The organism is Ensifer sp. GW823-FHT05D09, assembly GCF_058795755.1.
In genome coordinates, this window is record NZ_JBXAIA010000004.1 from 331,137 (window position 1) to 357,769 (window position 26,633).

Below are 26,633 nucleotides of genomic sequence, written 5' to 3' on the forward strand. Positions count from 1 at the left end.
CCCCCGCTTGCACATCGTCAACCTGCCTTGTTGACCCGCATGTACCAGTCAACGAGCCGCCGGACTTGGCGCTCGGTGTAGCCCCGTTCGGTCATGCGTTCAACGAATTCAGCGTGTTGCTTCTCGGTCGCGCTATCCTTCTTCGAGCCGAAGCTGATGACCGGCAAAAGATCCTCGACTTGGCCGAACATGCGCTTCTCGATCACTTCCCGGAGCTTTTCGTAACTTGTCCAGGCGGGGTTGCGCCCGTTGTTCCTGGCGCGGGCACGCAGTGAGAACTTTACGACTTCGTTGCGGAAATCCTTGGGGTTTGCAATCCCTGCGGGCTTTTCGATCTGCGACAACTCGCCATCGAGAACGTTGCGATTTAGTATCTGACCCGTATCGGGATCCTTGAAGTCCTGATCTTCGAGCCAAGCATCCGCGTAGGAGATATAGCGGTCGAACAGGTTTTGACCATACTCACTATAGGATTCGAGATAGGCCTTCTGGATCTCGTGACCGATGAACTCGGCATAGCGGGCAGCGAGTTCCGACCGGATGAAATCGAGATAATTCGCTTCCGTCTCCTTGGGAAACTGCTCCCGCCGGATAGCCTGTTCCAGGATGTACATCAGATGAACCGGATCGGCCGCGACTTCCTTGGTGTCGTAGTTGAAGGTCTCCGACAGCACCTTGAAGGCAAAGCGGGTGCTGACGCCGGTCATGCCCTCATCAACGCCCGCGGCATCGCGATATTCCTGCAGGGACTTCGCCTTGGGATCGGTATCTTTCAGGTTCTCGCCGTCATAGACCCGCATCTTCGTATAGGACGGCGAGTTCTCGTGTAGCGCGAGGCGTGTCGCCACCGTGAAGCGGCTAAGGTTCTCCAGCACCTCGGGCGCGCAGGGGCTTTCAGCCAACTCGCTCTCGCGAAGCAGCTTTTCATAGATCAGCCGTTCCTCCGTGACACGCAGGCAATAGGGAACCTTGACGACGAGTATCCGGTCGAGAAAGGCCTCATTGTTCTTGTTGTGCTTGAATTGGAGCCATTCGGACTCGTTGGAATGGGCAAGTACGATACCATGGTAGGGAAAAGCGCCGAAGTTCTCCGTGCCATTGTAGCTTCCTTCCTGCGTGGCGGTGAGCAGAGGATGCAGAACCTTGATCGGCGCCTTGAACATCTCGACGAATTCGAGCAGCCCTTGCGTGGTCCTGTTAAGCCCACCGCTATAGGAGTAGGCGTCGGGATCGGCTTGGCTGAAATTCTCGAGCTGGCGGATATCGACCTTGCCGACGAGCGCGGATATGTCCTGGTTGTTCTCGTCGCCTGGCTCAGTCTTGGCGATGGCGATTTGGCGCAGCCGCGAGGGCATGAGCTTCACGACGCTGAACTTCGAAATATCGCCGCCGATTTCGTCCAGCCGTTTGGCCGCCCAAGGCGATACCAAGTCGGTGAGCCGTCTCTTCGCAATTCCGTACTTGTCTTCCAGCAACTCTCCCATGCGATCGCGGCTAAACAAGCCAAGGGGCGATTCAAAGACGGGGCTTATCTTACCGTCGATGGCCAACGTGTAGATCGGTTGCTGCTCCATCAGCTTCTTGAGACGCTCGGCAAGCGACGATTTGCCACCACCCACCGGCCCCAAGAGGTAAAGGATCTGCTTGCGTTCCTCGAGGCCCTGAGCGGCATATCGAAAATATCCGACGATCCGCTCAATCGTATCCTCCATTCCATAGAAGTCCGAGAAGGAAGGGTAGATCTTGATGGTGCGGTTAGCGAAGATCCGACCGAGGCGCTCATCCGCGCTCGTGTCTATCAATTGAGGTTCGCCGATGGCGGCCACCATGCGCTCTGGCGCAGTGGCGTACATGCTCTTGTCGTCGCGACAGGCGAGAAGATACTCCTGTAAACTTAAACTCTCTTGCACTCCACTTGCGTAAGTTTTCGAAAAAAGGTCGAAAACATCACCGTCACTGGCGCTCATGTAACCCTCCTGCGGCCGCCGGAAGTCATGCACTTGCGACGCGACCGCTACTCTATTTAACAACATACTCGGGACGGGGTTGTTCCCGAATTTGGCTGCCTTCACAGCGTCGAGTGAAAGCGGACGGCTTTATACTAGCACAACAGCCAGCCATCTCCGCACCTAATCGGAATAGCGAATTCGAGGTACAAATACGAAATCGGCGTGAAGCGGGCCGAACAGCCATCCGGCTTTTCAGGAACACCAACCAGCGCGCACCTCTATTGAGGGCCCCGATCGAAATGCCCTGCGAGAACGTTCCAAGATCGCGTATTTGAGCGGCTCTGCAAAAGACAGCCTCGCACTACTGCCAAATACCCATTCATGACCGCCTTCGAGGTGAGGCATCCGAAAATGTGGCACGATCCCGGGCGATCCGATCATCGACGATGCAGACTTGTTCGCTGATCGGCCGACGACAAGCTTGCTATCATCTGCCCACGAGGGCCGCAATCATTCCAGAGGAGTTGCTGTGGAAGCAGGACACGATACCAGCGAGCTTGAAATGGTCGTCTTGATGACGCCCGACATGGCCAATTTCAGCGGCAAAGTCGAGGGCGGCGCACTCTTGAACCTCCTGGATCGCGTCGCATTCTCCTGCGCCTCACGCTATTCGCAGGAATACGCAGTGACCCTGTCCAGTTGACCAGGTCGTCTTTCGCCAGCCGATCCATGTCGCCGAACTCGTGACCTTTCTCGCCTCGATCAATCATGCCGGGCGGACGTCGATGGAAGTCGGGATCCGCGTCGAAGCAGAAAACATCCGCACCGGCGAGCGTCGGCACACGAATTCCTGCTATTTCACCATGGTCGCCGTGGACGCCGAGGGACGTCCGACCGCAGTGCCACCGTACAGCCCCGTAACCGCCTGCCTCGTCGACGCGTGCGCGGATGCGATGCAAACGGCCCCGCGCCCGGAAAGCGGTCAATCGCTTCGACCGGCGGTCATGCGCCTGGGCCACCCTTTCGGACAAGAAAAACCGCCTGCCAAAGTCAGACATGACCTCGACAGGCGGCTGTAAGCATCGGCTGCGATCTCTCAGAACTTGAGGCTCAGGTTTGCCTTGAACGTCTGATCGCTGACGCCGCTGGCGAACTGTCCAGCGTAGATCAGTCCGAGATTGGCCTCCGGCGTAAGCGCAAAGTCGAGGCCGGCCTCAAGCACCGCTGCATTCTCGGCGATCGGAACGCCGGCGATGACAAACGTGCTCGTTGACGAGAACCCGTTCGACGACAGCGGCAGCGTGTCGCCAAAGGCGTGCTTCCAGCCAACCGTGCCACGCGCTGTCGCCAACACGCCGCCGAGATCGAAGCTGCTGGCTGCGCGCAGACCCAGTGTGGTGAACGTCGTATCCTGCGAGGCATCCTTGCCAACGAGCGCTGCTGCCCCGCCATGTTCGGCGAAGCCGTCGCGGTTGAGGTGGACATAGGCGAGATTGGCGAACGGCTCCAAATCGACCGCTCCGGTTTTGACCGCATAGGCAAACTCGCCGAAGACCTGGCCAGTGCCGGCATCATAGTTGGCGTCAAGACGATCGGAGAAGCCCGGGAACGAAATGGAGCGGCTCGTCTCGATGTCGTGCCAGCTATAGGCTGCACCCGTGCGCAGCGAAGCGTCACCCCATTGTCCGCCGGCATAGAGACCGAGATGATAATTGTCGGACGTGGCAGAGGAGAACCGCGCATCGACATCCATCGAGGAGCGCGAGTAGCCGGCAAGCGCACCGACGGTCCATTCGTCCACCTGCGTATCGGCACCGACGAAGAAGCCGCCGATGGATCGATCTGCCTTGGCCGCGTTGCCATCGCCATCCCAGCGCCCCCAGGAGCCAAAGCCCTGTGCCCAGACGGCGAGCTCACCCATATCGGCCTCGGTGCCGTTTCCGGAAGACTGTTTGGCTCCCACGGCCCCAAGCACCGAGCGCAGGCGATCGTTTGCGGCATCACGCAGGAACCGGCTGTCCTCGATCAGGATCGACTGGAAGGAGCTGTGCACTTCGCCGGAAAGCAGGTCGAAGGCGGCCCGCGCTGCTTCAGGCGTTGCGGCAAACGTTAGCGCGTTGAAGACGGGGTTTGCCATGCCCAAGCCATCGATACCGCCAGCAGTGGCGATCTGATTGCGGGTCCGACCGGTGCTGGCAAAGCTGATGTCGTTGCGGGTCAGCTTGAGCGACAGATCGTTGCCGTCACCGCCGCTGTAATCGACGGTGGGATCGAGGAACACCAGGTTATCGACGATCGAAGCAAAGGTGCCGGTGATCGCCCCCGAACTCTGCTTGTCGATGAGGATGAACGGGCCGTTGATCGGATTCCAGCTTGCCGCCGTATTGGGCGAAAGCAGGAGATCGAGCGTCGCGCCTGATATGTCTACGTTGCCCGTCACGATCAGCTTGTCGGTGATTAAAGGCGTGCCTTCGATCTGCAGGACGCCGTTGTTGGTGTAGTTGCCGGCAATCGTCTGTGTGCCGATCGAATTGCCCGGCGCATGCACGCCGCCACTCAGAATGGTCGTGTTTCCGATCGTGCCGGTACCGCCGAGGCGCGCGCCGCGATGGATGGTGGTCAGGCGGGAGTTCACCGAAGAACCATTGACGACGAGGGTCCCCGACGTGATGGCCGTATCGCCTGTGAAGGTGTTGACGCCCGTCAGGGTCAGTTTGCCCGTTCCCGTTTGGGTGAGCGCGCCGGTGCCGGTGAATGTACCGGCATAGCTGACGTCGTTCGAGCGGTTGTAGATCAGCGTGCCGTTGTTGGTGATCGAGCCGGCAAAGTTGCCGGTGCCGCCGATCCAGCCGGTCGTGCCGCCATTGCCGAGCTGCAGCGTGCTGCCCGTACCGATTGTGACTGGGCCGCGACTGCTGCTGGTTGCCGTCAGGGTCAGCGTGCCGCTGCCGATCTGAGAGAACGAGCCGGGGCCGCTGATCGAGCCCGCATAGGTCGTGTTGGCGGAGCTGTTGAAGACGAGCGCGCCGTAGTTCGTGACATTGGATGCAAGCGAACCGCCCGTGCCGCCATCGCCGACCTGTAGCGTCGCGCCCTGGGCGATACCGGCGCCGCCGGTAAAGCCGTTTGTGCCGGTCAGGACCTGAGTGCCGGCATTGACCGAGATGCCGCCGGTGCCGTTGATCGCGCCGGAGAAGGTGCCTGTAGCATTGTTGATCAGCAGCGTCTGGCTGCCGAGCACAACCTGGCCGCTGCCGGTCAGCGACTTGATCTGCGCCGATGCGGCCGCCGATACGTCGAAGGTGCCGTCGGCGGTCAAGCCGCTCGAGGCGTTGATTCGCCCCTGGCCCGAGAGCGCCAGCGTGCCGCCGGCGGCAATGCTCGTTGCACCGGTATAGGTGTTCATGCCCGTCAGCGTCAGCGTGCCGTTGCCCACCTTGTTGAGGCCACTGCCGGTCCCACCATTCTGCAGCACCGTGCCGATCGTGGTTGCGACACCGTTGGCGACATTGATCGTTGCCGCCGTGCCGCTTGCCGGGTTGAAGGCAAGCGCGCCGCCATTGATCGTGTAGCCGGTGCCATTGTTCGTCGGGGAGAATTGCAGCGTGTCGAAGCTCTGTGTGCCGACAACGTTGACGACGCCACCGCTGGCGCCGGCAAAGACGCCGACCGATCCACCGAAGCTGCCGTTGATGTCGGCACGCAACGGGGCGCCGGTCCAGTTGGTGCCGGTCGAAGTCCAGGTGCCGGTGCCGCCGTTGACGGTGCCGTTGCCCGTCGCGTCTGCACCGTCCCAGAACTGCATCGTCTGGCCGGTGCCGAGCACGGACAGATTGACCTGCTTGGCAATGCCCGTCTGGACCTGATGGCTGGCAACAGTGAAGCTCGGCGCCGTCGATGTCGCAGCCGTCGTGGCGAAACTGCCCGACAGCGAACCATCATATTCGAACAGGCGGTAATAGCCGGCCGAAGCCACCTGAGCGTTCAGCGCGCCGCCGAGCGTCAGGTTGCCGCCGACCTTCACCAGGTCGTTTCCGCCTGCGCTGCCGGCGAGGCCGGGCGTGTTCAACTCGAACACCGACGTGGAGCCGCCATTGAGCGTCAGATCGCCAGCGATCGTTATCGTTCCCGGGCTGTTGCCGGCCGAGAGCGTGCCATCGACGATGACGTTGCCGCCGATCCGGCCCGATCCGCCGAGCGTGCCGCCCGAGCCGACATTGACGTTGCCACCGAGCTGGCCGTTGACATAGGTCGTGCCCGACGTGACCGACGTTGAGCCAGCGAACAGCGAACTATCCCCCGTCAGCGTCAGCTTGCCAGTGCCTGCCTGAGATAGGGTGCCGTTGCCCGAGACCTTGCCGGCATAGCTGACATTGTTCGAGCGGTTGTAGATCAACGCACCGTTGTTGGTGATCGAGCCGACGAAGTTGTTGGTGCCGCCGATCCAGCCGGTCGTGCCGCCATTGCCGAGCTGCAGCGTGCTGCCCGAACCGATCGTCACCGGACCGCGCGTGCTGCTGGTCGCCGTCAGCGTCAGCGTGCCCGTGCCGATCTGCGAGAACGTGCCATTGCCGGTGATCTCGCCGGCATAGGTCAAATTGTCGGAACGGTTGAAGATCAGCGCGCCGCCATTGTTGATGTTCGATACGACTGAGCCACCTGTGCCACCAGCGCCGATCTGCAGCGTCGCGCCGGTATTGGTACCCGCACCACCGGTAAAGGTGTTGGCGCCGGTCAGAACCTGCGTGCCAGCCATGACATTGACACCGCCGGTGCCGTTGATCGCGCCAGAGAACGTGCCTGTGGCGTTGTGAATGATCAGATATTGACTTCCAAGCACCACCTGCCCGCTGCCGGCCAGCGACTTGACCTGTGCGGAAGCAGCCGCCGATACGTCGAAGGTGCCGTCGGCCGTCAGGCCGCTCGAGGCGTTGATCCGACCTTGGCCCGAAAGCGCCAGCGTGCCGCCCGCCGCGATGCTCGTCGCACCGGTATAAGTGTTCATGCCCGTCAGCGTCAGCGTGCCGGAGCCGGATTTGATCAGGGAGCCGTCGCCGTTGATCACATTGTTTATGCGGCTGTTGCCGGTCTGGTCGAGCGTCAGAGTTCCGGAATTGGTGATGGCAATATTGCCGGACAGACCTGGGTTCGCCGTAGAAAATCGGAATGTGTTGGCGCCACCATCGAAAGTCATGGCATTGGCGGTCCCGCCATTGCCGCCGATGATCGAGCCGGACGCGCCCAAGGTCACGTCCAGGTTACGACCGAAGATGCCGGCTCCGTGGACGCCGCCGGTGCCGCTGCTTCCAGCCACGCCGCCCGTGACGCTGCCGTTGACGATCACCGTACCGCCGTTCAAGCCGCTGATGCCGTGACCGCCGTCACCGTTGCGCTTTGTGCCACCGCCGGCGCCGGCATTGCCACCGTTGCCGCCCGTCACGTTCGTGTTCACCGTCAACGTGCCGCCACCGACGAGTGCCGCGCCATCGCCGCCGTCACCACCGCTACCGCCGATCCCGATGGCACCCGACGCTGCCCCGCCGGCACCGCCATTGCCACCCTGCCCGCCGGAAACTGCCGGTCCCGCTATGCTCTCCGTACCGCCGGAAGCAACAATTCGCCCGTAACCGCCGGCGCCGCCGCCGCCGCCGTCTCCGTTCGACGAGGCGCCGCCATCGCCACCGCGACCGGCGGCAATGCCAACGCTGCCGTGCGCACCGCCACCCCCACCGCCGCCGCCGCCATAAATTATGCCGCTGCCGCTGCCGTTTCCACCCGACGTCCCATTCGGGCTACCGCCCGTACCTCCGGCACCGCCATTGCCGGCAACCCCGCCCCCGGACTGACTTCCCGCACCGCCGGCTGCACCGGGGCCGCCGCCGCCGCCGCCGTTTCCGTTACTGACCGCATTGCTGCCAGGTGTCCCCTGCAAGTTGCCGTCGACGCTGCCGCCCGCCCCGCCGGAACTCCCACCATTGCCACCCTTGCCTGCAGCCTGTGCCAGCGGCGCGGCCGCGACCATACCGAGAGCTATGCCCGAGGCTGCGAACAGCCACAAAGCCGTACTGCTCATCAGCAAACGTTGGCTACCCGATGTCGAGCGCCCTCGAGCCGACGGTTGGCGACCCGAACGTTCCTCGCCCTCAAGCCCGCCACCCAAGCCCTGAATCGTACTATTAATTTTTTTCAAAGGCTTGCCCTCCGCCCAATACCCTAAAATTTCCCAGGAAGCTGGCTTGCACGGCAACTCTAAAGCAGCAATGCCATATCGACGAAACAACCTACAGGTTCGACGAAGCAACAAAGCGAGGGGGTTACGGCTGTGGAAAATCTCAGATCCCGAGACGGCTGCGCAATTCCTGCCTGTAGGGCCGCGATACCGCCCAGGGCTGCTCGAATCTGCGTAGGCGCACCGTCCACGCCTGCCTGGTCGGGCCCGCGTGACGCTCGAGCTCGGTCACATGCGATATGTTTATCACCGCCGTTCGGTGGATGCGCAGGAAGTTCGATTTCGGCAGCAGGCCGATCCAGAACGAAAGCGGCCGCAGATCGAGCACGGCTGCTTCGTCTTTCAGCCAGATCTGCGTGTAGTCCTTCGCCGAACGCAGTCCGACGATCGCCGCCAATGGCACGCCGCGCGTGCGCCCCGGCATGTGCAGATGCACAAGGGGTTCAGCGCCGTTGACCGCGTTACTGGCCAACACGTCCCGTCGGCCATCCACCGGCGCTCGCCCATAGCGGGCGATCCCGATCAACTTTGCACAGCGGGCGAGTTGGTGGATCTCGTCCACCGGCCACCGGCGTTTCGTCCCGGTCGCATCGAAGCCGATGCAGGCACGCAGAACGCAGTCGTGAAAGACCGGGACGCAAAGGACGCTCTTGTCGTTCTGCCTGAGCATTTCCGCCTGCAGGGCGCGCGCAGGGCGCGGAAGATTGGCGACATCGTTGATCATCACCGCTTTGCCCGTGACCAGCCATTGATGCAGCCAACCGATCATCGTCACCGGCGTCTGCTGCAGATCAGTCACATGCGACGGGACATCCCCGCGCACCCACTCCTCGGTGTTTCGGAAGTGAAGAAAATCGGCATCGTACTCGAACATCCACGCCCTGTCGGCACCGGCAAGCTTGCCGGTCTCCTCCAAAATGGACGCAATCGCAATGTTGGCGGGCGAACCGATGAGGTGGGCGGCGGCCATATACGCCCAGTCGTGCGATGGAGGCCGCATCGTGGGATGAAGACATTCGGCAATCGTGATCAGTTCGTATGGCGGGGCAGTATCGGAAAGGTCGGACGGGTGAAATTGCTCATTCATGACGATCAATATTGAAAAAGGAATAAGGGATAGGGAGGCGCTGTCGCAATATGCAGCTGTCCTCCCGTGAAAACGCGGGTCGCTAAAACGGCATCAACGCCCCGTGAGCGCCGAGGGGGCGGCGCTGAGAGCGATCATGGAATAAACAATGGCCCAAGCGCGCGTTCGATGGCCCCCTCCATCGTCATTCAGCGGCGTTCCTCAACGCCAGCATCCGCCCGCGTTGCCAGTAAAGGTTGCGAGCGCGAGGAATTCAAGAGCTTTCGCTGCAACCGCAGGCCCTTTTCTGGGTCGATCGCCCGCGGGACGATGCGGTATCGCCGTACGCTCCCTACGCCGAAGCCGCCAGGCTCACGGAGCGGTTCTGCCCGCCGCGCTTGGCGGAGCGCGGACATCACGCAGGGCAGCGCCGTTCAAATGCCCGCCAAGGCCGCCTTGCCGCAGAGCATCCGGAACATCGCGTCGCGTCGACGGCGCATGTCACGGCCGACGCCGGACCGGAGCGAGCCAGGTCGAAACATGACGGCGTGGCTGCAGAAGCTGGAGGAATGGACTTCAAGCCAGGGGTCGCAATGCATATGATGGCGGCCAGGCCTCCGGGAGGACGGCCCGGGCGTCGCCCAAGGGGGCTTTGTAATCCAATCCAGAGGAGTTGCCGTGGAAGCCGGACATGATACCAGCGAGCTTGAAATGGTCGTTTTGATGACGCCCGACATGGCCAACTTCAGTGGCAAGGTCCACGGCGGTGCCCTCCTGAACCTCCTGGATCGCGTGGCGTTCTCCTGCGCCTCACGCTATTCGCAGGAATACGCAGTGACCCTCTCGGTGGACCAGGTCGTCTTTCGCCAGCCGATCCATGTCGGCGAGCTCGTGACCTTTCGCGCCTCGATCAATCATGCCGGGCGGACGTCGATGGAAGTCGGGATCCGCGTCGAAGCAGAAAACATCCGCACCGGCGAGCGTCGGCACACGAATTCCTGCTATTTCACCATGGTCGCCGTTGACGCCGAGGGACGTCCGACCGCCGTGCCACCGTACAACCCCGTAACCGCCGTCCGAAAACAGCGCCAGCGCGCAGCCGAGGTCAGGAGAAACTTGCGGCGCGAGTTCGAGGTCCGTTTTCAGGCCGCGGGCTCCGCTGGAGAAACCTGACCGTCGCAATCACGGGGGCGTGCCTTTCCGCTACTCCTGGCATCGAAACCGAGGTCACTTTTTGCAACAGGGCGGCACAGATGCCACTCCAGTGTTTGGCCGGGTTGAATGATGGTGTATGTTTCGCTGGCCGGCGTTGCATGTCCAGGCGGAGCTGTCCGCCTCATGCGATGCGTATGGGAAGGCGGTGACTTGTACCGTGCGCCCGTCAACGTGCGCCGGGACCATGCCCCTGCGTTCTGATAAATTGCAGTGACACGTTCAGAGTGATCGCGCTGCGTTCCGCATCTGGCGCCAATTTCGTGAACAAGCGAAGCCACCTATCAACGCCTGCAGCTGCGGGAAACCAACACCGTCGTTGCAAGCTCTGGATATCGGAGATTCACATGTCCACATCCGAAACGGGAAGACAGTTTACAGAAGGCGTCGCGAGTGGCGAAGTCCGGTACGATCTGGAGGATTTCATTCGCGCCTCCGGCATTCCGCCCCATGAGGCCCACGAGATGTTTGTCAAGTACGGGCCGTACAAGTCAGACCTCGACCCCTTGCTGAAGGCCCGCGCCGACCAGCATATGGATCTGATGAAGTAGGGCGCTTCACATCGCCCGCAGGCCGTGGCGGATAACCGAGCGTGGCGATTGCCTCGCTCGCCTCAGATCCCCGTCCGGCCGTCAATCCGCGGAGTAACGCTCCTCGAGCCAGGGATCGCCGCGCATGTGATACCCGTTACGCTCCCAGAAGCCGGCTTCGTCGCCGGCTCGAAGATCGATGCGGGTCAACCACTTCGCGCTCTTCCAGAAATAGAGATGCGGCACGACGAGCCGCATCGGCCCACCATGGGTACGGCTGATCGGTTGCCCCTCCCATTCCGTGGCGAGGATCGCATGCTCCGAGGCAAAATCGGCGAGTGGAAGATTGGTCGTATAGCCGTCGTAACTCGTCAGCATCACATGGGTTGCTTCCGGTTTCGGCATGACCAGATCGAGCAGGTCGTGCGTCAGCACGCCTTGCCAACGGTTGTCGTAGCGCGACCAGGTGGTGACGCAGTGAATGTCGGAGAGGCTGTCGCGCTGCGGCAAGGCCTTGAACGCTGCCCAATCCAGCGACAGGCGCTGTTCGACGAGGCCGGTCACATCAAGGCGCCAGCGCTCCACGCCGATCGCAGGCTGCTGCCCAAGGTCGAGCACCGGCCAATCCCTGACGAGGTGTTGGCCTGGTGGCAACCGTTCATCCTCGGGTCGGGCTATATGCCCGGTGAGAAACTTGCCCGCCGCCGCCCAGCGCCGCTTCGTCGTGGTCAGCTTGGTTTCCGTTGAGCGCTCGTCTTCAGTCATCGCATCCTACTCCGGTCTGCCGGATTAGAAGACCCGTCGCGGTTCCCGTCAAGCGCCGCGCGCGGGGATCGCCGTTAGGGCAGGACAATGCGGAGCGCGGCCTGCGTCTCCTTCAACAGCGGCAGATAGCGCTCGACCATCTCGGCAGCCGGCACATGGGCGGCAGGCGCCCCGATGTTGAGCGCCGCGACGGTCTGGTTGCGATCGTTTAAGAGCGGGACGGCGATGGAGCAAAGGCCGATTTCCAGTTCCTGGTCGATGATCGCATAACCCTGGTGACGAACGCGGCCGATCTCGGCCATCAGCTCTTCCGGGTCGGTTCTTGTGTGAGGCGTGTTGGCCTTGAGGTCGGAGCGGGCGAGCACGTCCCTCGCCTGCACCTCCGGCAGTGCGGCAAGCCACACGCGGCCCATCGAGGCGCAATAGGCGGGTAGACGCGAGCCCGGCATCAGGCTGATCGACATCACCCGCTTCTGCGACGCGCGAGCGATGTAGACGATTTCGGTGCCGTCGAGCACGGAAGCGGAGGCACTCTGCCCGGCCCGCTCCGAAAGCTGGTCGAGGTAGGGCTGGACGATCGCCGGCAAGGGCGTCGCCGAGAGATAGGCGTGCCCGAGCCGCATGATCTTCGGCGTCAGCGAAAAGAATTTCCCGTCGTAGTCGGCGTAGCCGAGTTCCGAAAGCGTCAGCAGCGACCGGCGGACGGTCGCGCGGTCGAGGCCGGTGATCTTTGCAGCCTCGGTGATCGTCAGCTTCTGCTGGGTCTCGCCAAAGGCCTCGATGACGGTCAGCCCGCGGGCAAAACCACTGACGAAATCGGTTTCTCTCATCGTGCATCCTCGAATTATCGGCATCCACTCTGTGCGGTATACGAACAAATGTCAAATAACGCACAAACTATTTGACCCTTCCGGGTTTTGAGAGCCTATTTCGAGCCATCGAAGGCAAGAAAGGGCTCTTGCCTTCGGACGCCGAGATCACATTGCCGCGGCGAGAGGCCACCGGCAGTTCAACAGCCGGCTGCAGAAAACACGCGCCCGCCGATAGGCGGCAACGCTCAGATCAGAAGAGAGGAAACATGGCGAAGATCGTTACCCTCGCCGAGGCAATCGGCGACAATGTCAGGGATGGCGACACCGTCGCCATGGAGGGCTTTACCCATCTGATCCCCTATGCCGCCGGCCACGAAGTGATCCGCCAAGGCCGCAAGGACCTGTTCCTCGTGCGCATGACGCCTGATATCCTTTACGATCAACTGATCGGTGTCGGTGCCGCCCGCGGCATGAAATTTTCCTGGGGCGGCAATCCGGGCGTAGGCTCCCTGCACCGCTTCCGTGACGCGGTGGAAAATCAGTGGCCGCGGCCGCTCGAAATCGAGGAACATTCCCACGCGGCCATGGCCAATGCCTACGAGGCAGGTGCCGCCAACCTGCCGTTTGCGATGCTGCGCGGCTATATCGGTGCCGATCTGCCGAAGGTCAACGCCAATATCAAGTCCGTGACCTGCCCCTTCACGTCAGAAGTGCTCGCAGCCGTTCCGGCAATCCGGCCGGATGTGACCATAATCCATGCCCAACGCGCCGACCGGAAAGGCAACGTTCTCATCGAAGGCATCGTCGGCGTACAGAAGGAGGCGGTTCTCGCCGCCAAGCGCTCGATCGTCACCGTCGAGGAGATCGTCGACGAGCTCGCACCACCCTCGCCCAATTCGGTCGTCCTACCGAGCTGGGCGGTCACCGCCGTCAGCCATGTCCCGGGCGGCGCCTTCCCGTCCTACGCCCACGGCTACTATCCACGCTCGAACGCCTTCTACATCGGCTGGGACGACATCGCCCGCGACCGCGACAGCTTTAGCGCCTGGATCAAGGAAAACGTGCTGGACGCCGGGCCGGAAGACTTTGCACGACACGCTGGCGGCAAGCCGGCGAAGGCCGCTTAAGGAGGCGATGATGACGGATTTCACCCCCACCGAAATGATGACTATCGCCGCCTCGCGCGAACTTTCCAACGACGACGTCTGCTTTGTCGGCATCGGCGCACCGTCGGCCGCCTGCAACGTGGCGCGACTGACCCACGCGCCGGATATCACCCTGATCTACGAAAGCGGAACCGTCGGCACCAGGCCGGACGTTCTGCCGCTGTCGATCGGCGACGGCGAGCTTTGCGATACGGCCCTTTTCACCGTCTCGGTGCCGGAAATGTTTCGCTACTGGCTCCAGGGCGGCCGCATCACCACCGGGTTTCTCGGCGGCGCGCAGATCGATAAATTTGCCAACCTCAACACCACGGTCGTCGGCCCCTACGACCATCCGAAGGTTCGACTTCCGGGCGGCGGTGGCGCGCCGGAAATCGCGTCGAATTGTGGTCGTATCTTCATCACCATGGCACTCTCCAAGCGCGGGTTCGTCGAAAAGCTGCCCTTCATCACCTCGATGGGCCACGGCGAAGGCGGCGACCATCGCGAACGGTTGGGCATGAAGACCAAGGGGCCGACCCGCGTTATCACCGACCTCTGCATTCTCGAGCCCGACCCCACCACCAAGGAACTGACGGTGGTTTCCATCCATGACGGAGTGACGCGCGAGCAGATCGTCGACAATTGCGGCTGGCCGATCAAGTTCGCCGACCAGGTCATCGCGACCCCGGTGCCGACCGAGATCGAGCTGGCGACGCTTCGCGACATCAATGCGCGCACCAAGAAGGCCCACCAGGGCAACAAGGAGGCCGCATAAATGACTGAGGCCTATATCTGCGACTACATCCGCACGCCGATCGGGCGCTTCGGCGGCGCTCTGTCGTCCGTGAGGGCAGACGACCTCGGCGCAATCCCGCTGAAAGCGTTAATGGAGCGCAACGCTTCTCTCGACTGGGAAGCGGTCGATGACGTGATTTTCGGCTGCGCCAACCAGGCCGGCGAAGACAACCGCAACGTCGCACGCATGTCGCTGCTGCTCGCAGGACTACCGGCGAGCGTCACCGGCACCACGATCAACCGCCTGTGCGGTTCGGGCATGGACGCGGTGATCGCGGCGGCGCGGGCCATCAAGGCGGGCGAGGCCGATCTGATGTTAGCAGGCGGCGTCGAGAGCATGTCGCGCGCGCCGTTCGTGATGCCAAAGGCGGAAAGCGCCTTTTCGCGCAATGCCGAGATCCATGACACCACCATCGGCTGGCGTTTCATCAACCCGCTGATGAAGAAGCAATACGGCGTCGATTCCATGCCCGAGACCGGCGAAAACGTCGCCGAGGACTTCAAGGTGAGCAGGCAGGATCAGGACGAATTTGCGCTGCACAGCCAGGCGAAGGCGGCGGCTGCGCAGGCGAGCGGCCGGCTGGCCAAGGAGATCGTCGCCGTCACCATCCCGCAGCGCAAGGGCGATGCCATCGTTGTCGAACGGGACGAGCATCCGCGCGCAACGACGATCGAGGCGCTTGCCAAGCTCGGCACGCCCTTCAGGAAGGAAGGTGGCACAGTCACTGCCGGCAATGCCTCCGGCGTCAATGACGGTGCTGCAGCGCTTATCATCGCCTCGGAGGCGGCAGCGAAGAAATATGGCCTGAGGCCAATCGCCCGGATCCTCGGCGGCGCGACCGCCGGCGTGGCTCCGCGCATCATGGGCTTCGGCCCTGCCCCGGCCTCGAAAAAATTGATGGCGCGTCTCGGCCTGACGCAGGAACAGTTCGATGTCATCGAACTCAACGAGGCCTTCGCCTCGCAGGGGCTGGCGACACTGCGCGATCTCGGGATTGCCGACGACGACGGTCGCGTCAACCGCAACGGCGGCGCAATTGCCCTTGGTCACCCGCTCGGCATGTCCGGCGCCCGCATCACCGGGACGGCGGCACTGGAGTTGGCCGAGACGAGTGGACGTTACAGCCTCTCGACGATGTGCATCGGCGTCGGCCAGGGCATCGCGGTGGCGCTGGAGCGGGTCTGAAGATCGACGGGCAAAGGTGTGTGGCCGGTCTCACGATAGCGACACGCCCAGACCGAGCGCAGTTCGGGAGCCGTCCGATGACGGCTCCCCTTTTCATTCACACGGTCTCTTCGTCGCGCTGCGCCACGAAGATCAGCACCAGCAGGATGGTGATGAAGAAGCGGAAGGCATCGGGAACGCCGTTCCATTGCTTCGACATCCACATGCCGAACCATTCACCACCCACCGACATGAAGCCGACCTGCCACACGAGAAAGCCGAGCGTCAGGCCTGATATCGCTACGGTCTTCGCCCGGTTGAACTCGCGCGCGCCACCGTTGAGGTTCGTCGCCAGCCGGTAGGCGCCGAGCCAGCAAAGCAATGCCGTCAGCGCCTCGGCCGCGATGATCGCGACGTAGAACAGGTTGTGCAGTGCCGGGCTGGTGATCGCACGGTACTTGATCGCCGCATCAGGGAAGATCGTATCCATCATCATCACATGCTGGACGAAGGCGAAGTTCGTCGCGTAGTCGGTGATGTTGCCGAAGGCGACGAGCGTCGAAAACAAGGCGATAGCAGCGACGGCTGCGGTTTTGGCAATTCGAATGATTTTCATGTCTGGTACTCCTGTCCACTGCCGGCACACCCAAAATCCGGGCCGAATCCTACCGGCATCAGTCCAGCCATAGCCCGCGGCAGCGCAGAACGGGGCTGCAACATGCCTCTTCCACAACTTGCAGGATGATGCATATGCACCCCGTCGGCAACGCCCGCTGAACACGCAGCGGCCCTTACCCTTCCCTGTTGTCTTGACTCCAGCTACGGAATACAACATAACCATTTAGTTCTAAAACTCATCGGTTATGTTGATGACCCCATCTGAACGCCTCGACGCCACCTTTTCCGCCCTCGCCGATCCGACACGGCGCGCCATCCTTGCCCGCCTGGCGCTGGGCGAGGCATCGGTTCTCGAACTTGCCGAACCCTTCGCCATGAGCCAGCCGGCGGTGTCGAAGCACCTGAAGGTGCTGGAGCGCGCCGGGCTGGTTTCGCGCAGCCGCGACGCGCAGCGCCGTCCCTGCCGGATCGAGATCGATCCACTCACCGAGGCGACCGACTGGCTGGCGGAATATCGCAAGCTTTGGGAAGCGAATTTCGCCCGTCTCGACACGCTGCTTGAGGAATTGAAGGCCGACGCCGCGGCTCACGGATCGGCCGGGAACCCCACCGATTTCACCACTAGGGAGGACTGACATGCGTGCAACGTCCAACAAGCTGGTTGTCACAGCCCACGGCGACCGGGAAATTCGCATCATCCGCACGTTTGACGCGCCGCGCCGGCTGGTTTTCGACGCTTTCACCAAACCGGCGCTCGTCAAGCGCTGGCTGACTGGCCCGGACGGCTGGTCGCTGCCCGTCTGCGAAATCGACCTGCGACCCGGCGGAACGTTTCGCTATGTCTGGAAGAACACTGAGGGCACAGAGATGGGCATGGGCGGCACCTATCGCGAGATCGATGCGCCTGATCGCATCGTCCACGAAGAACTGTTCGACGAGGACTGGACCGGCGGCCGGACTGAAGTGACGACCCATTTTGTGGAGGATGGCGGGCGCACCACGGTGACGACGGCTGTCGTCTACTCCTCGACGGAGGCGCGCGATGCGGTCCTCAAGTCACCGATGGAGAGCGGCATTGCGATCGGCTACGACCGCCTCGAGGGCATTCTTGCCTCCGAACCAGTGAAATAGTCATGGAATGACCATGGGCGGAATGATCCGCCCATGGTCCAACTCTCATTCCGTCCAGATCGCGACGTCAACGGGAGCGAGCTTGCGGCCGCCGACATGGAAGGTCGCGCCAGTGCCGGCTGGCACGTCAGCTGCCTCCTTGCCGTAGTTGAAGGCGAAGTTCAGCTTGCCGCGGCGGGTGATGCGCAGATCGCCGAGATCGGCAAGCGCTTCGACCGAAGCCCAGCCCAGCGCATCGTTGATCACCTTCTTGAGCAGGTCACCCTGGGCAGCCGCCGCCATATAACGCGCCTTGTCGTTGCCGACGAGGGCCGGGGCACCATTGCGGTACTCGCCTTCGAAAGTCGCCAGCACCGTCTCGCTGGTGCGCACCGTCTCCCGCCAGATGCCGGACGGATAGGTCTCGTTGCCGTAAAGTACGGTCTCGCCATGGAACTCCGGCAAGGATTCGACGCGAGCGACGCAGATATCGATAAGGGCTGCAAGCGGGCCTGGCGGCAAGCCGTCGGGGATGTGCATGTCTTCGGTCTTGCTGCCGCTGCGCGGTCCGAACAACACCTTGGCTTCGGACTTCGCCAGCTTTTCGACAAAGGCCTGGTTGGCGATGACGAGGTCAGGCGCCAGCACCAGTTGGTAGCCGTCGAGGTCGGAATGCTGGCCGATGAAATCGACGTCGACGCCGAGCCGCGAGACGGTCGAGTACCAGTCGAGCGCCGTCGCTGCGGCCGAATAGGTTCGCCCCTGCGGCAGGGCGCGCGTCGCCCAGCGCGAGTTGTAGTCGAGCAGGATCGCGACCTTGGCCTTGCTGCGCGCCTCGCCCTTCGGCAGTCGCTTCATCTCTTCCACAACCTGCGCGACTTCGAGATAGCCCTGGTCGGGCTCGCTGTTGGGAAGCAGGAGGCCGGCATGGAACTGCTCCTGCGCAAACGGCACCTGCCGCCAGCGGAAATAGGAGACCATGTCGACACCATGCGCATAGGCAAGCCAGGTCCAGAGCCGAACCATGCCGTCGGCCGGCGACTGGTTGTGTGCCGCCCAGTTCACCGGACCCGGCTGCTGCTCCATCACCCAGACGCGGCCGCGGCCGACGGTGCGGTAGAGATCGTGGTTGAAGGCGGGCTGGTCCGGATCGCCGACGCGCAGGTAGCGACCCTTGTCCTCCGGCGAAAGCCGACCGTTCAACAACCCGCCCATCGGGTAGACGTCCCAGGAGGCGATATCGATGTCTTCTCCGACCTTGTAGTGATCGAAGTCGGTGTTGTGCGACATGAAGTTGTGCGTCACCGGGCGGCCCGGCGCATGGCCGCGGATGATGTCGACCTGCGCCTTGTTGAAGCTTTTCACCTGGTCGGAAGAGAAGCGGATGAAGTCGACGATATGGGTCGGGCTCGGTTCTTCGACGAGATTGTTCGGCAGCTCGATTTCGTCGAAGCTGTTGTAGTTCATCGCCCAGAAAGCCGTGCCCCAGGCCCGGTTCAACTCTTCGGTCGTGCCGTAGCGCTCGGCGAGCCACAGCCGGAAGGCCCGCTCGGCTTCTGAGGAATAGCTGTAGATCGTGTCGTGATCGCCATATTCGTTGTCCGTCTGCCAGGCATGGACGAAGGCGTGTCTGCCGTATCGCTCGGCCATGGCGTCGGTAATCCGGGCTGCCTCGACGCGGTAGACGCGGCTGGAGAAGCAATAGTGACGCCGGGCGCCGAACTTGCGCACGACACCGTTGACGTCGACAGGCAGGATATCGGGGTGCCGGTCGATCAGCCACTTCGGTGGCGCTGCGGTCGGTGTGCCCAGGATAACCTTCAGGCCGGCGCTGCCGAGCACGTCGATCGCGTCATCCAGCCACTCCCAATGAAACTCGCCCGGCCTCGGCTCGATCTTCGCCCAGGCGAATTCGCCGATGCGTACCCAGGCGAGCCCGAGTTCGACCATGCGGCGGGCATCGTCTTCCCATTTTTCGCGCGGCCATTGCTCCGGATAGTAGCAGACGCCGAGTTCCAGCATGTCGGTCTCCTGCTTGTCGGCGTTGAAACGGTTCGGTCGCGTCAGGGGCATATGCAAGATCGGATCCTTCGTCATGCTTTCGGCCGGCTTTACCCGGCGCTTTGTCTTCGATGCGAGCGCCTTTGGGGATATAAACGTTTATATCATCCGGCGTCAGTCGTGTGGTTGTCGTGTTCGGTCTCAGCGGTTCGGGGTCAGGCGGTCGTCGCAGCGCTCGATCAGCTTGGGCATCAGAAGCGTCTGCAGAGCCTCCGGCGGCTCGCCTTCCATCCGGCGCAGGATGTAGGCACCGAGCAGGCTGCTCGGTTCGCTGATCGGCAGGTAGTAGGTGGTGATCGGCGGCGCAAAATACTGGCTGACGTTGAGATCGTCGGTGGCATTGATGACGGCGTCGCGGCCATGCACCAGCCCACGCTCGTGGAAGCCGGAGAAAGCGCCGAGCGCCGACGCCTCGTTGGCGCAGATATAGGCGGTCGGTGGATTGGAAAGATCCGACATCGTCAGCACGTTTTCCCGCCCGAAAGCCGGCGTCAGCCGCCCATGCGCGACCAGAGCCGGGTCGAAGGGCAGACCGGCAACCTCAAGCGCGCGCCTGTAGCTTTCAAACCGGGTGATGCCGTAGCTCAAATCCGACAACGGGTTGAGAAGGGCGATGCGGCGATGGCCGCGCTCCACCAGCCGCGCCATCGAGACGCGGATCATCTGCTCGTTGTCGGCATCGACATAGGCATGCGGCGCGTTGTGAACGCTGGTGCCATAGGTAACGAAGGGAAAGTCCGCCGCCTGCATCGTGCGGATGCGCGGGTCATCGGCGCGCGTGCCGGAGATGATGATGCCGTCGGCCTTCTTCAGCGAGACGATCTGCTTGATGATCGCCTGGCTTTCCTCGAAATTCCGCACCGCATAGAGCGAGACGCGGTAAGGGCTGTCTTCCAGCGCCCAGGAAATGCCGCTCAAGAGCTGGGCGTATTCGACGCCTTCCCACTCGTTCTGCTTCGGCCCCGGCGCCGTCATGATCGCGGCGACCTGATAGGTCTTGCCGGTGCGCAACTGCACGCCATGCATGTTGAGTTCGTAGCCGACCCGCTCTGCGGCCTCGATCACGATCGCGCGCGTTTCCGGGCGAACCTGAGGCGAATGCTTCAAGGCCTTGGACACAGTGGCAATCGACAGCCCCGTTTCCTGCGCAATGGTCTTGATCGTCGGTCTCTGCATGGCGTCTCGGCTCATCACGGGTTGTCGTCGCTGAGCGATGCCGCCAGCAGGAGGTAGACTGCGGATGTCCAGGCGAATGCCCGATCGCGAAGGCCCCTCCCCGACCGCGCATCGAAGTTTTCGGCCATACCGTTTTTGCTGGCCAGTGAACAGAACTTTTCCGCGATTTCGCGTGTCAGCTCAATCTCCCCTTGCCGGCGAAGGCCGTCCCAGAGAAGCAGCGTCGTCGGCGCCCAGATCGGGCCGCGCCAATAGCCGTCATCCTCGTAAAACGGGCTCTTCGGGCTTTCCGTCGCCGGACCCCAGGCGGTGATGAATCCGCCAGAAACCAGACGGGCGACAAGCTTCTCGCGCATCTCGCTTGGCAGCCGCGCGCCCAGCAGCAGCGGCATGAACTGGATCAGGTTTTCACCCGGCAAGATCCGGTCCGGCGCGCCCGCAAGCCGCGCGCCAAAAGTCTCACCGGTCCAGAGCCGTTCGAACAGCAGCGCCTGCAGGGCATCCGCCTTGGCGTTCCATTCGGCGGCGCGCGCCGGATCGCTCTCCAGCAGGGTCGCAAGCGTCTCGCAGGCCAGAATGAGGAACACCGGCAGATCGGGCGAGATCACCGGACCGCCCTCGGCAAAGAAGGTCGCATTGTCCCAGCCGCTGTCGTTGCCGTGGAAATAGCTCGGCAGCGACGTTGCATCGGCGCGGGCGCAGGTCAGCCAGTAGTCGACTTGCTTGGCGATCGCGTCGCGCAGATAGGTCTTGCGCTCAACGGTCAGGAAATCCGGATGCCGTGCCGCGATCAGCGACACTGCCCAGCCATGCACCGGCGGCTTGGTGAAGGCGAAGAGCACGTCGCGATCGTTGATGTAGTCGGGCAGCAGGCCGGAGGCGTCCTGGTGATCGAAGATCACCGCCAACTGGTCGAAGGCGAGATCCTGGTCGATCGCCGCCACGCCCAGGGCCGAAAATGCGTTGTCCCAGCTCCAGATGTTGATCATGTGGTTCTTGGACATATAGATCGCCGGCCGCCTCAGCTGGCCGCCAACCGGAACACCATTTGCCCACAGCAGATAGCTTGCCAGTCGATGCGCCTCGTCCTGGCCTTCAGCACCCTTCGGCACATTGGCACACCACTGTTCGAACTCGACAGTGGTGCCGGCAAGCGCGTCCGTGAAGCTCTGGAGCGGCGCCGTCGGCGGCACGGTGTGAAAGAAATCGACATTGCCCTCGAACGGACCTTTGCCCGTAAACGCGAAGGAGACGTCGGCCGAGTGGTCGCGCTGCCAGGCGCCCGACACGTCGAGCGTACCCGACACGGCACGGGGAATGAACTTGACGTTTTCGACGGCCGCCACCAGGCAATCATCACCGGCAGGGGTGCGGTAGACGTAGTCGTAGCGCGACCCTTCGAGATGAAAGCGCACACCGGCTTTCTCGCCGCTGAGATGCAGCCGCTCGCCTTCGCCGATCGCGAAGGTCAGCGATCCCGCGCCAACGTTGGCAACCAGACGCTCAGGCGAAAGCTCGAAGGTCGCCTCGGCCGGCTTGCCCGCCGCATCGAGGAATTCGACGCGGCAAAGGCGCCCCAGCGACGGCCGTTCGTCGCCACCGGCAACGAAGCGCAGGTAGAGGGCGCGAGTGCCATCGCCGCCCGGAACCTTCATCATCGACAGCGTCAGAAACCGGCCCCGCCGGCTGAAGGGGATATGCTCGATATCGAACAGCATCGCTTATCCCTTCACCGACGAGCCGACCGCGCCGTCCATGATGTAGCGCTGGGCGACGAAGAAGAGGGCGAGCGGCGGCAGGCAGAGGATCACCGTGATCGCGGCGATCGAGGTGACGTCGACCTCATGCAGGCCTTTGAACATCGAAAGCCCGAGCGTCAGCGTGTATTTCGACTGGTCGTTGAGGAAGATCAACGGGCCGAGATAGTCGTTCCAGGCGTTCATGAAATGGAAGGTGCCGACCAGCACCAGCGCCGGCATCATCAGCGGCAGGTGAATGCGCCAATAGATGTCGAAAGCGTTGGCCCCGTCCATGCGGGCCGCCTCGTCGATCTCCATCGGCACGGTCATGATGTACTGGCGGAGCAGGAAGACGAAGAAGGCGTCGGCGAAATAGGCCGGCACGATCAGCGGCTTCAGCGTGTTGATCCAGCCGAGCATGTTGAATTCCATGTAGAGCGGAATCATCTTCACGTCCCACGGGATCATCATGGTGGCGAGCAGCACGATGAACAGCGGATCGCGACCGGGAAAGCGGAAGCGGGCGAAACCATAGGCAACCAGCGAGCTCGAGATCAGCTGCCCGATGGTCGAGAACACCACGACGATGAGCGAGTTGCTCAGATAGGTGCCGAAGGGCTGCTTGTTCCAGGCGGCCGCAAAGTTCTCCCAATGCCATTCCGATGGCCAGAACACCGGCGGGAACTGGTAGAGATCGGCGGTGCTTTTGATCGCCGTCATGAAGGTCCAGTAGAACGGCGCGATGAACAGCGCCGAGAGCAGGATCAGCGCGGAATAGAGCAGCGTCTTACGCATGGCCTTCTCCATCGTTCTGGCGGACTTCGCCTTCGTAATAGACCCAGGCGGCCGACCAGCGCATGACGCCGAGGCTGAGCGCGAGCACGATGATGAACATCACCCAGGAGCCGGCGGCGGCATAACCCATGTCGAAATACTTGAAGGCGTTGTCGTAGATATACATGGCAAAGAAATAGGTGGAGCCGAGCGGGCCGCCCTTGGTCAGGAGCAGGGCGATGGTCAGCTGCTGGAAAGCGGAAATGATCGAGGTGATGAAGGTGAAGAGCAGCATCGGCCCGAGCATCGGCAAGGTGATGAACAGCATCTGCGCCCAGCCGGGAACGCCCGACACGGTCGCTGCCTCGTAAAGTTCCTTCGGGATGGCTTTGAGGCCGGTCAGGAGGATCAGCATGGTGCCGCCGAGACCCCAGAGGCTGGCGATGATGATCGCGACGATCGCGAGATTCGGATCGCCGAGCCAGTTCGGTCCGTCGATGCCGACGAACGACAGCATGAAGTTCAGAAGGCCGTATTCCTTGCTGTAGATCCAGCTCCAGATCGTCACCAGTGCGACGCCGGAAATGACGCTCGGCAGATAGAAGGCCGTGCGGAAGAAGCCGCTGGCAAAGGTGATGTTGTGCAGCATCAAGGCCAGCAGGAACGACATGACGATGTTGAACGGCACGTAGATCGCCGCGAACTTCACCGTGATCCAGAGGCTCTCCCAGAACTGCGGGTCGTCCATTATCATCGTGCGGTAGTTATCGAGACCGACGAAGGTCCGCTCACCGACGACGGGCCAGTCGTAGAAGCTCATCGTCAGCGAAAAGACCAGCGGTCCGAGCGTGAAGAACAGGAACCCGAGGATCCACGGGGAGATGAACAGATAGGGCGCAGCATGGCGCGCGATGGCGGAGCGCTTGCGCCTTGCCACCTTGGGCTCTGCCCCGGCATAGGTCATATCCATCTCCCCGTACTCCCTTTGCTTACTTGATCAGCCGCTTGGAACGGCTGACGGCATCGTCGAGATGCTGCTTGGCGTTGCCCTGGTCGATCATGGTTGCCTCGATGGCGCGCGCGAGATTGTCCTGCACCTTGCCCCAGTTGGCGTTCTTCAGGAACGCATGGGTTTCGGTGTTCGAGGTCGCGAGAATATCGAAGAACGGCTTGTAGATCGGATCCGCGGTCATGCCCTTCTCTTGCGCAACGCTAGTGCGCACCGGCAGGTCGTTGGTCCGCATGGCAACGGCTTCAGGCGACGAGAAGAACTTGACGAACTCCCAGGCGAGGTCCGGATGGGCTGCATCCTTGGCGATGGAGATCGCCGACACGCCAAGCGCGGAATGGGCGGTCTTGTCGCCGAACTTCGGCAGCGGTGCCACGCCGTACTTGATGCCCGACGCGTCGATACCGGACTTCGACCACATGGCGCTCTGGAACATGGCGATCTTGCCGCCCTTGAACAGCGTGCTGCCCGAGGTGTCGTCACCAAGGTTGAGCGTGATCGCTTCCTGCTTCTTGGCCATGTCACCGAACATGTCGAGGACTTGAGCAGCTCCATCGCTGTTCATGTAGCCGTCGATCTGCTTGCCGTCGTCGGAGATATACTTGGTACCGTTCGACCAGAGGAACTGCTCGAAGTCGTAAGGATCGGGCTTGGCATCGACGGCGAAGCCGTAGACCTTGTTCGGCTCGTCACGAAACTTCGCAGCCTTTGCGCGCAGGTCGTCCCAGGTCCAACCGTCCTTCGGCTCCTCGACGCCGGCCTTGGCGAACATGTCCTTGTTGAAGAAGACGACCTGGGTGGTGAAGCCCGAGGGCATGCCGTAGGTCTTGCCCTCGACGCGCGTGGTGTTCATCAGGCCCTGAGGAAAATCGTCCGGCTTGATCTCGGCAGCGTCCTTGGCGATCAGATCGTCGAGCGGCATCAGCGACGTGTAGTACTGCGGGAAGTTCCACATATACATGACATCAGGCGGGCTACCGGCGCCGAAAGCGGCGATCAGCTTCTGATCGTAGCCGTCAGCGTAGGGTTCGACCTGAACCTTCACGCCCGGGTGCTTTTCCTCGAACTTCTTGGCGATTGCCTGCTGGATCGCCAGGCTCTCGTCCGTGTCCCAGGTGGCAAAGCGCAAGGTCTCCTCCGCGCGGGCCGTGGCAACGCCGGCCATCGCCAATACCATGAGCGAACCGATGAGCGACTTCGTCTTGTTCTGCATGCTTCTCCTCCTCATTCGGGTCACGCGACCCTTTTGCTTTTTTCCTGATTGATCAGCACCTGCGTCTCGGGATCGAGCGCCCGCGCAATCGCCTTGCCGTCGGCATCGAACAGGTGGCAATGCTCAGGCGGAATGCGTAGATGGATGCGCTCGCGGTTGGCAACCGGATGGGTGCCACGCACGACTGCGGTCATGTCGGAGCCGTTCTCAAGGCCGATGTGAACGTGGCTTTCGGTGCCGAGGCGCTCGACCAGACGGACATCGCCAACCAGATGGGCTTCCTCGGGTGAAACCAGTTCGAGCTTGTCCGGGCGGATGCCGACCGTGACCGGCTTGTCCTTGGCGACGACAGCCGAAGACAGTGTCTCGACCGTCAGGTCACGCACCAGGCCGCCGCCCGAAAGCGTCAGTTCCGAGCGATCCTGGCGGGCCACGTTCGCGGTGACGAAATTCATCCTCGGCGAGCCTATGAAGCCGGCCACGAACAGGTTGGCCGGCTGGTAGAACAGCTCGAGCGGCGTGCCGAACTGGCTGACCTTGCCCTTGTCCAGCACGACGACGCGGTCCGACAGCGTCATCGCCTCGACCTGGTCGTGGGTGACATAGATCATCGTCACGCCAAGCCGTTCATGGAGAGCGGCGAGCTCGACACGCATGGTGACGCGCAGGCCGGCATCGAGGTTCGACAACGGCTCGTCGAGCAGGAACAGTTTTGGCTCGCGCACGATCGCGCGGCCGATGGCAACGCGCTGGCGCTGGCCGCCGGAAAGCTGCCGGGGTTTGCGGTGCAGAAGCTCGGAGATGCGCAGGATGTCCGCTGCGTTGTTGACGCGGCGATCGATCTCGTCGCGCTTCATGCCGTTCAGCGCCAGGCCGAAGGACAGGTTCTTGCGCACGTTCATATGGGGATAGAGCGCGTAATTCTGGAAGACCATGGCGATATCGCGCTTGGCCGAGCGCAGATCGGTGATATCGCGATCGCCCAGACGGATCGAACCGGAATCGAGCTCCTCAAGACCGGCGATCGACCGCAGGAGCGTACTCTTGCCGCAACCGGATGGCCCGAGAAAGCAGACGAACTCGCCGTCGGCGATATCGAGATTGATGCCCTTCAAGACTTCGAGCGAACCAAAGCCTTTGCGCAGATTTTCAATACGGATAGCTGCCAACGGGCCCTCCCCTGATGGCGAACATTGCGGCAGTCGGCTCGATAGTCACCTGCCGTACGTTCGTGTTAAACGTTTATATGGACGATAAAAACGTTT

The 26,633-nt window shown here is 62.3% G+C and carries 20 protein-coding genes and 1 pseudogene; 8 read left to right on the forward strand and 13 right to left on the reverse strand.

What is annotated here, in order from left to right:
- Positions 1-17: 17 nt before the first annotated feature.
- Positions 18-1,967, reverse strand: coding sequence for a PrkA family serine protein kinase (locus AC1Q80_RS15680; RefSeq protein ID WP_492361085.1), 1,950 nt, complete (start codon positions 1,965-1,967; stop codon positions 18-20).
- Between the two features lie 544 nt (positions 1,968-2,511).
- Here AC1Q80_RS15680 and AC1Q80_RS15685 point away from each other — a divergent pair.
- A pseudogene (locus tag AC1Q80_RS15685) lies at positions 2,512-2,875 on the forward strand (acyl-CoA thioesterase); the annotation flags it as partial.
- 170 nt (positions 2,876-3,045) lie between these two features.
- On the opposite strand, the gene AC1Q80_RS15690 reads toward AC1Q80_RS15685, so the two are convergent.
- Entirely contained in the window at positions 3,046-8,022 is a 4,977-nt protein-coding gene (locus AC1Q80_RS15690) for an autotransporter domain-containing protein (RefSeq protein WP_492361023.1), read from the reverse strand.
- A gap of 259 nt (positions 8,023-8,281) precedes the next feature.
- Positions 8,282-9,148 carry a LytTR family transcriptional regulator DNA-binding domain-containing protein gene (locus AC1Q80_RS15695; RefSeq protein WP_492361024.1) on the reverse strand — a complete coding sequence of 289 codons (867 nt, stop codon included), beginning with the start codon at positions 9,146-9,148 and terminating at the stop codon, positions 8,282-8,284.
- A gap of 819 nt (positions 9,149-9,967) precedes the next feature.
- On the opposite strand from AC1Q80_RS15695, the gene AC1Q80_RS15700 reads away from it, so the two are divergent.
- Both AC1Q80_RS15700 and AC1Q80_RS15705 read left to right on the forward strand, forming a co-directional pair.
- A complete protein-coding gene (locus AC1Q80_RS15700; RefSeq protein WP_492361025.1) occupies positions 9,968-10,417 on the forward strand; it encodes an acyl-CoA thioesterase in 450 nt (149 codons plus the stop codon).
- Positions 10,418-10,803: 386 nt separating this feature from the next.
- On the forward strand, positions 10,804-11,007 hold the full coding sequence (locus AC1Q80_RS15705; protein WP_173421821.1) for a hypothetical protein: 204 nt from the start codon (positions 10,804-10,806) through the stop codon (positions 11,005-11,007).
- An 81-nt stretch (positions 11,008-11,088) separates the two neighbouring features.
- On the opposite strand, the gene AC1Q80_RS15710 is transcribed toward AC1Q80_RS15705, so the two are convergent.
- Both AC1Q80_RS15710 and AC1Q80_RS15715 read right to left on the reverse strand, forming a co-directional pair.
- Positions 11,089-11,751 (reverse strand): sulfite oxidase-like oxidoreductase, encoded by a 663-nt coding sequence (locus tag AC1Q80_RS15710; protein ID WP_492361026.1) that lies wholly within the window; start codon positions 11,749-11,751, stop codon positions 11,089-11,091.
- 74 nt (positions 11,752-11,825) lie between these two features.
- Positions 11,826-12,581 carry an IclR family transcriptional regulator gene (locus AC1Q80_RS15715; protein WP_173421819.1) on the reverse strand — a complete coding sequence of 252 codons (756 nt, stop codon included), beginning with the start codon at positions 12,579-12,581 and terminating at the stop codon, positions 11,826-11,828.
- A gap of 248 nt (positions 12,582-12,829) precedes the next feature.
- On the opposite strand from AC1Q80_RS15715, the gene AC1Q80_RS15720 reads away from it, so the two are divergent.
- From AC1Q80_RS15720 to pcaF, 3 genes are read left to right on the forward strand one after another with little or no spacing between them, the layout of a single operon-like run.
- Positions 12,830-13,690: a CoA transferase subunit A gene (locus AC1Q80_RS15720; protein WP_492361027.1), complete on the forward strand. Its 861-nt coding sequence runs from the start codon at positions 12,830-12,832 to the stop codon at positions 13,688-13,690.
- A 10-nt stretch (positions 13,691-13,700) separates the two neighbouring features.
- Positions 13,701-14,483 (forward strand): CoA-transferase subunit beta, encoded by a 783-nt coding sequence (locus AC1Q80_RS15725; protein ID WP_492361028.1) that lies wholly within the window; start codon positions 13,701-13,703, stop codon positions 14,481-14,483.
- Positions 14,484-15,689, forward strand: coding sequence for a 3-oxoadipyl-CoA thiolase (gene pcaF, locus AC1Q80_RS15730; RefSeq protein ID WP_492361029.1), 1,206 nt, complete (start codon positions 14,484-14,486; stop codon positions 15,687-15,689).
- A 97-nt stretch (positions 15,690-15,786) separates the two neighbouring features.
- Here the strand turns inward: pcaF and AC1Q80_RS15735 are convergent, their stop codons facing one another.
- Entirely contained in the window at positions 15,787-16,284 is a 498-nt protein-coding gene (locus AC1Q80_RS15735) for a DUF2165 family protein (RefSeq protein WP_173421815.1), read from the reverse strand.
- A gap of 253 nt (positions 16,285-16,537) precedes the next feature.
- On the opposite strand from AC1Q80_RS15735, the gene AC1Q80_RS15740 reads away from it, so the two are divergent.
- Together AC1Q80_RS15740 and AC1Q80_RS15745 are read left to right on the forward strand one after the other, a co-directional pair.
- Positions 16,538-16,921 (forward strand): ArsR/SmtB family transcription factor, encoded by a 384-nt coding sequence (locus AC1Q80_RS15740; protein WP_492361030.1) that lies wholly within the window; start codon positions 16,538-16,540, stop codon positions 16,919-16,921.
- Position 16,922: 1 nt separating this feature from the next.
- On the forward strand, positions 16,923-17,417 hold the full coding sequence (locus tag AC1Q80_RS15745) for an SRPBCC family protein (RefSeq protein ID WP_492361031.1): 495 nt from the start codon (positions 16,923-16,925) through the stop codon (positions 17,415-17,417).
- A gap of 45 nt (positions 17,418-17,462) precedes the next feature.
- Here AC1Q80_RS15745 and AC1Q80_RS15750 read toward each other — a convergent pair whose 3' ends face one another.
- The 7 genes from AC1Q80_RS15750 to AC1Q80_RS15780 all read right to left on the reverse strand — a co-directional run bounded on the left by AC1Q80_RS15750 (position 17,463) and on the right by AC1Q80_RS15780 (position 26,537).
- Positions 17,463-19,475 carry a beta-galactosidase gene (locus AC1Q80_RS15750; RefSeq protein WP_492361032.1) on the reverse strand — a complete coding sequence of 671 codons (2,013 nt, stop codon included), beginning with the start codon at positions 19,473-19,475 and terminating at the stop codon, positions 17,463-17,465.
- 123 nt (positions 19,476-19,598) lie between these two features.
- Positions 19,599-20,633: a LacI family DNA-binding transcriptional regulator gene (locus AC1Q80_RS15755; protein WP_209789559.1), complete on the reverse strand. Its 1,035-nt coding sequence runs from the start codon at positions 20,631-20,633 to the stop codon at positions 19,599-19,601.
- Positions 20,634-20,647: 14 nt separating this feature from the next.
- Positions 20,648-22,351 (reverse strand): amylo-alpha-1,6-glucosidase, encoded by a 1,704-nt coding sequence (locus AC1Q80_RS15760; RefSeq protein WP_492361033.1) that lies wholly within the window; start codon positions 22,349-22,351, stop codon positions 20,648-20,650.
- Positions 22,352-22,354: 3 nt separating this feature from the next.
- Positions 22,355-23,167 (reverse strand): carbohydrate ABC transporter permease, encoded by an 813-nt coding sequence (locus AC1Q80_RS15765; protein ID WP_209789557.1) that lies wholly within the window; start codon positions 23,165-23,167, stop codon positions 22,355-22,357.
- Positions 23,160-24,116, reverse strand: a complete 957-nt coding sequence (locus AC1Q80_RS15770) for a carbohydrate ABC transporter permease (RefSeq protein ID WP_173421809.1) — start codon at positions 24,114-24,116, stop codon at positions 23,160-23,162. The genes AC1Q80_RS15765 and AC1Q80_RS15770 overlap by 8 nt, the downstream gene beginning before the upstream one ends.
- A 19-nt stretch (positions 24,117-24,135) precedes the next feature.
- Positions 24,136-25,368, reverse strand: a complete 1,233-nt coding sequence (locus AC1Q80_RS15775; RefSeq protein WP_492361034.1) for an ABC transporter substrate-binding protein — start codon at positions 25,366-25,368, stop codon at positions 24,136-24,138.
- A gap of 20 nt (positions 25,369-25,388) precedes the next feature.
- Positions 25,389-26,537, reverse strand: a complete 1,149-nt coding sequence (locus tag AC1Q80_RS15780; RefSeq protein WP_492361035.1) for an ABC transporter ATP-binding protein — start codon at positions 26,535-26,537, stop codon at positions 25,389-25,391.
- Between the last annotated feature and the right edge of the window lie 96 nt (positions 26,538-26,633).

Bases quoted from the DNA above. Each gene is read 5' to 3' on its own strand.
- AC1Q80_RS15680 (WP_492361085.1), bottom strand. From the start codon at position 1,967: ATGAGCGCCAGTGACGGTGATGTTTTCGACCTTTTTTCGAAAACTTAC.
- AC1Q80_RS15690 (WP_492361023.1), bottom strand. From the start codon at position 8,022: ATGAGCAGTACGGCTTTGTGGCTGTTCGCAGCCTCGGGCATAGCTCTC.
- AC1Q80_RS15695 (WP_492361024.1), bottom strand. From the start codon at position 9,148: ATGGCCGCCGCCCACCTCATCGGTTCGCCCGCCAACATTGCGATTGCG.
- AC1Q80_RS15700 (WP_492361025.1), top strand. From the start codon at position 9,968: ATGACGCCCGACATGGCCAACTTCAGTGGCAAGGTCCACGGCGGTGCC.
- AC1Q80_RS15705 (WP_173421821.1), top strand. From the start codon at position 10,804: ATGTCCACATCCGAAACGGGAAGACAGTTTACAGAAGGCGTCGCGAGT.
- AC1Q80_RS15710 (WP_492361026.1), bottom strand. From the start codon at position 11,751: ATGACTGAAGACGAGCGCTCAACGGAAACCAAGCTGACCACGACGAAG.
- AC1Q80_RS15715 (WP_173421819.1), bottom strand. From the start codon at position 12,581: ATGAGAGAAACCGATTTCGTCAGTGGTTTTGCCCGCGGGCTGACCGTC.
- AC1Q80_RS15720 (WP_492361027.1), top strand. From the start codon at position 12,830: ATGGCGAAGATCGTTACCCTCGCCGAGGCAATCGGCGACAATGTCAGG.
- AC1Q80_RS15725 (WP_492361028.1), top strand. From the start codon at position 13,701: ATGACGGATTTCACCCCCACCGAAATGATGACTATCGCCGCCTCGCGC.
- pcaF (WP_492361029.1), top strand. From the start codon at position 14,484: ATGACTGAGGCCTATATCTGCGACTACATCCGCACGCCGATCGGGCGC.
- AC1Q80_RS15735 (WP_173421815.1), bottom strand. From the start codon at position 16,284: ATGAAAATCATTCGAATTGCCAAAACCGCAGCCGTCGCTGCTATCGCC.
- AC1Q80_RS15740 (WP_492361030.1), top strand. From the start codon at position 16,538: ATGACCCCATCTGAACGCCTCGACGCCACCTTTTCCGCCCTCGCCGAT.
- AC1Q80_RS15745 (WP_492361031.1), top strand. From the start codon at position 16,923: ATGCGTGCAACGTCCAACAAGCTGGTTGTCACAGCCCACGGCGACCGG.
- AC1Q80_RS15755 (WP_209789559.1), bottom strand. From the start codon at position 20,633: ATGCAGAGACCGACGATCAAGACCATTGCGCAGGAAACGGGGCTGTCG.
- AC1Q80_RS15760 (WP_492361033.1), bottom strand. From the start codon at position 22,351: ATGCTGTTCGATATCGAGCATATCCCCTTCAGCCGGCGGGGCCGGTTT.
- AC1Q80_RS15765 (WP_209789557.1), bottom strand. From the start codon at position 23,167: ATGCGTAAGACGCTGCTCTATTCCGCGCTGATCCTGCTCTCGGCGCTG.
- AC1Q80_RS15770 (WP_173421809.1), bottom strand. From the start codon at position 24,116: ATGGATATGACCTATGCCGGGGCAGAGCCCAAGGTGGCAAGGCGCAAG.
- AC1Q80_RS15775 (WP_492361034.1), bottom strand. From the start codon at position 25,368: ATGCAGAACAAGACGAAGTCGCTCATCGGTTCGCTCATGGTATTGGCG.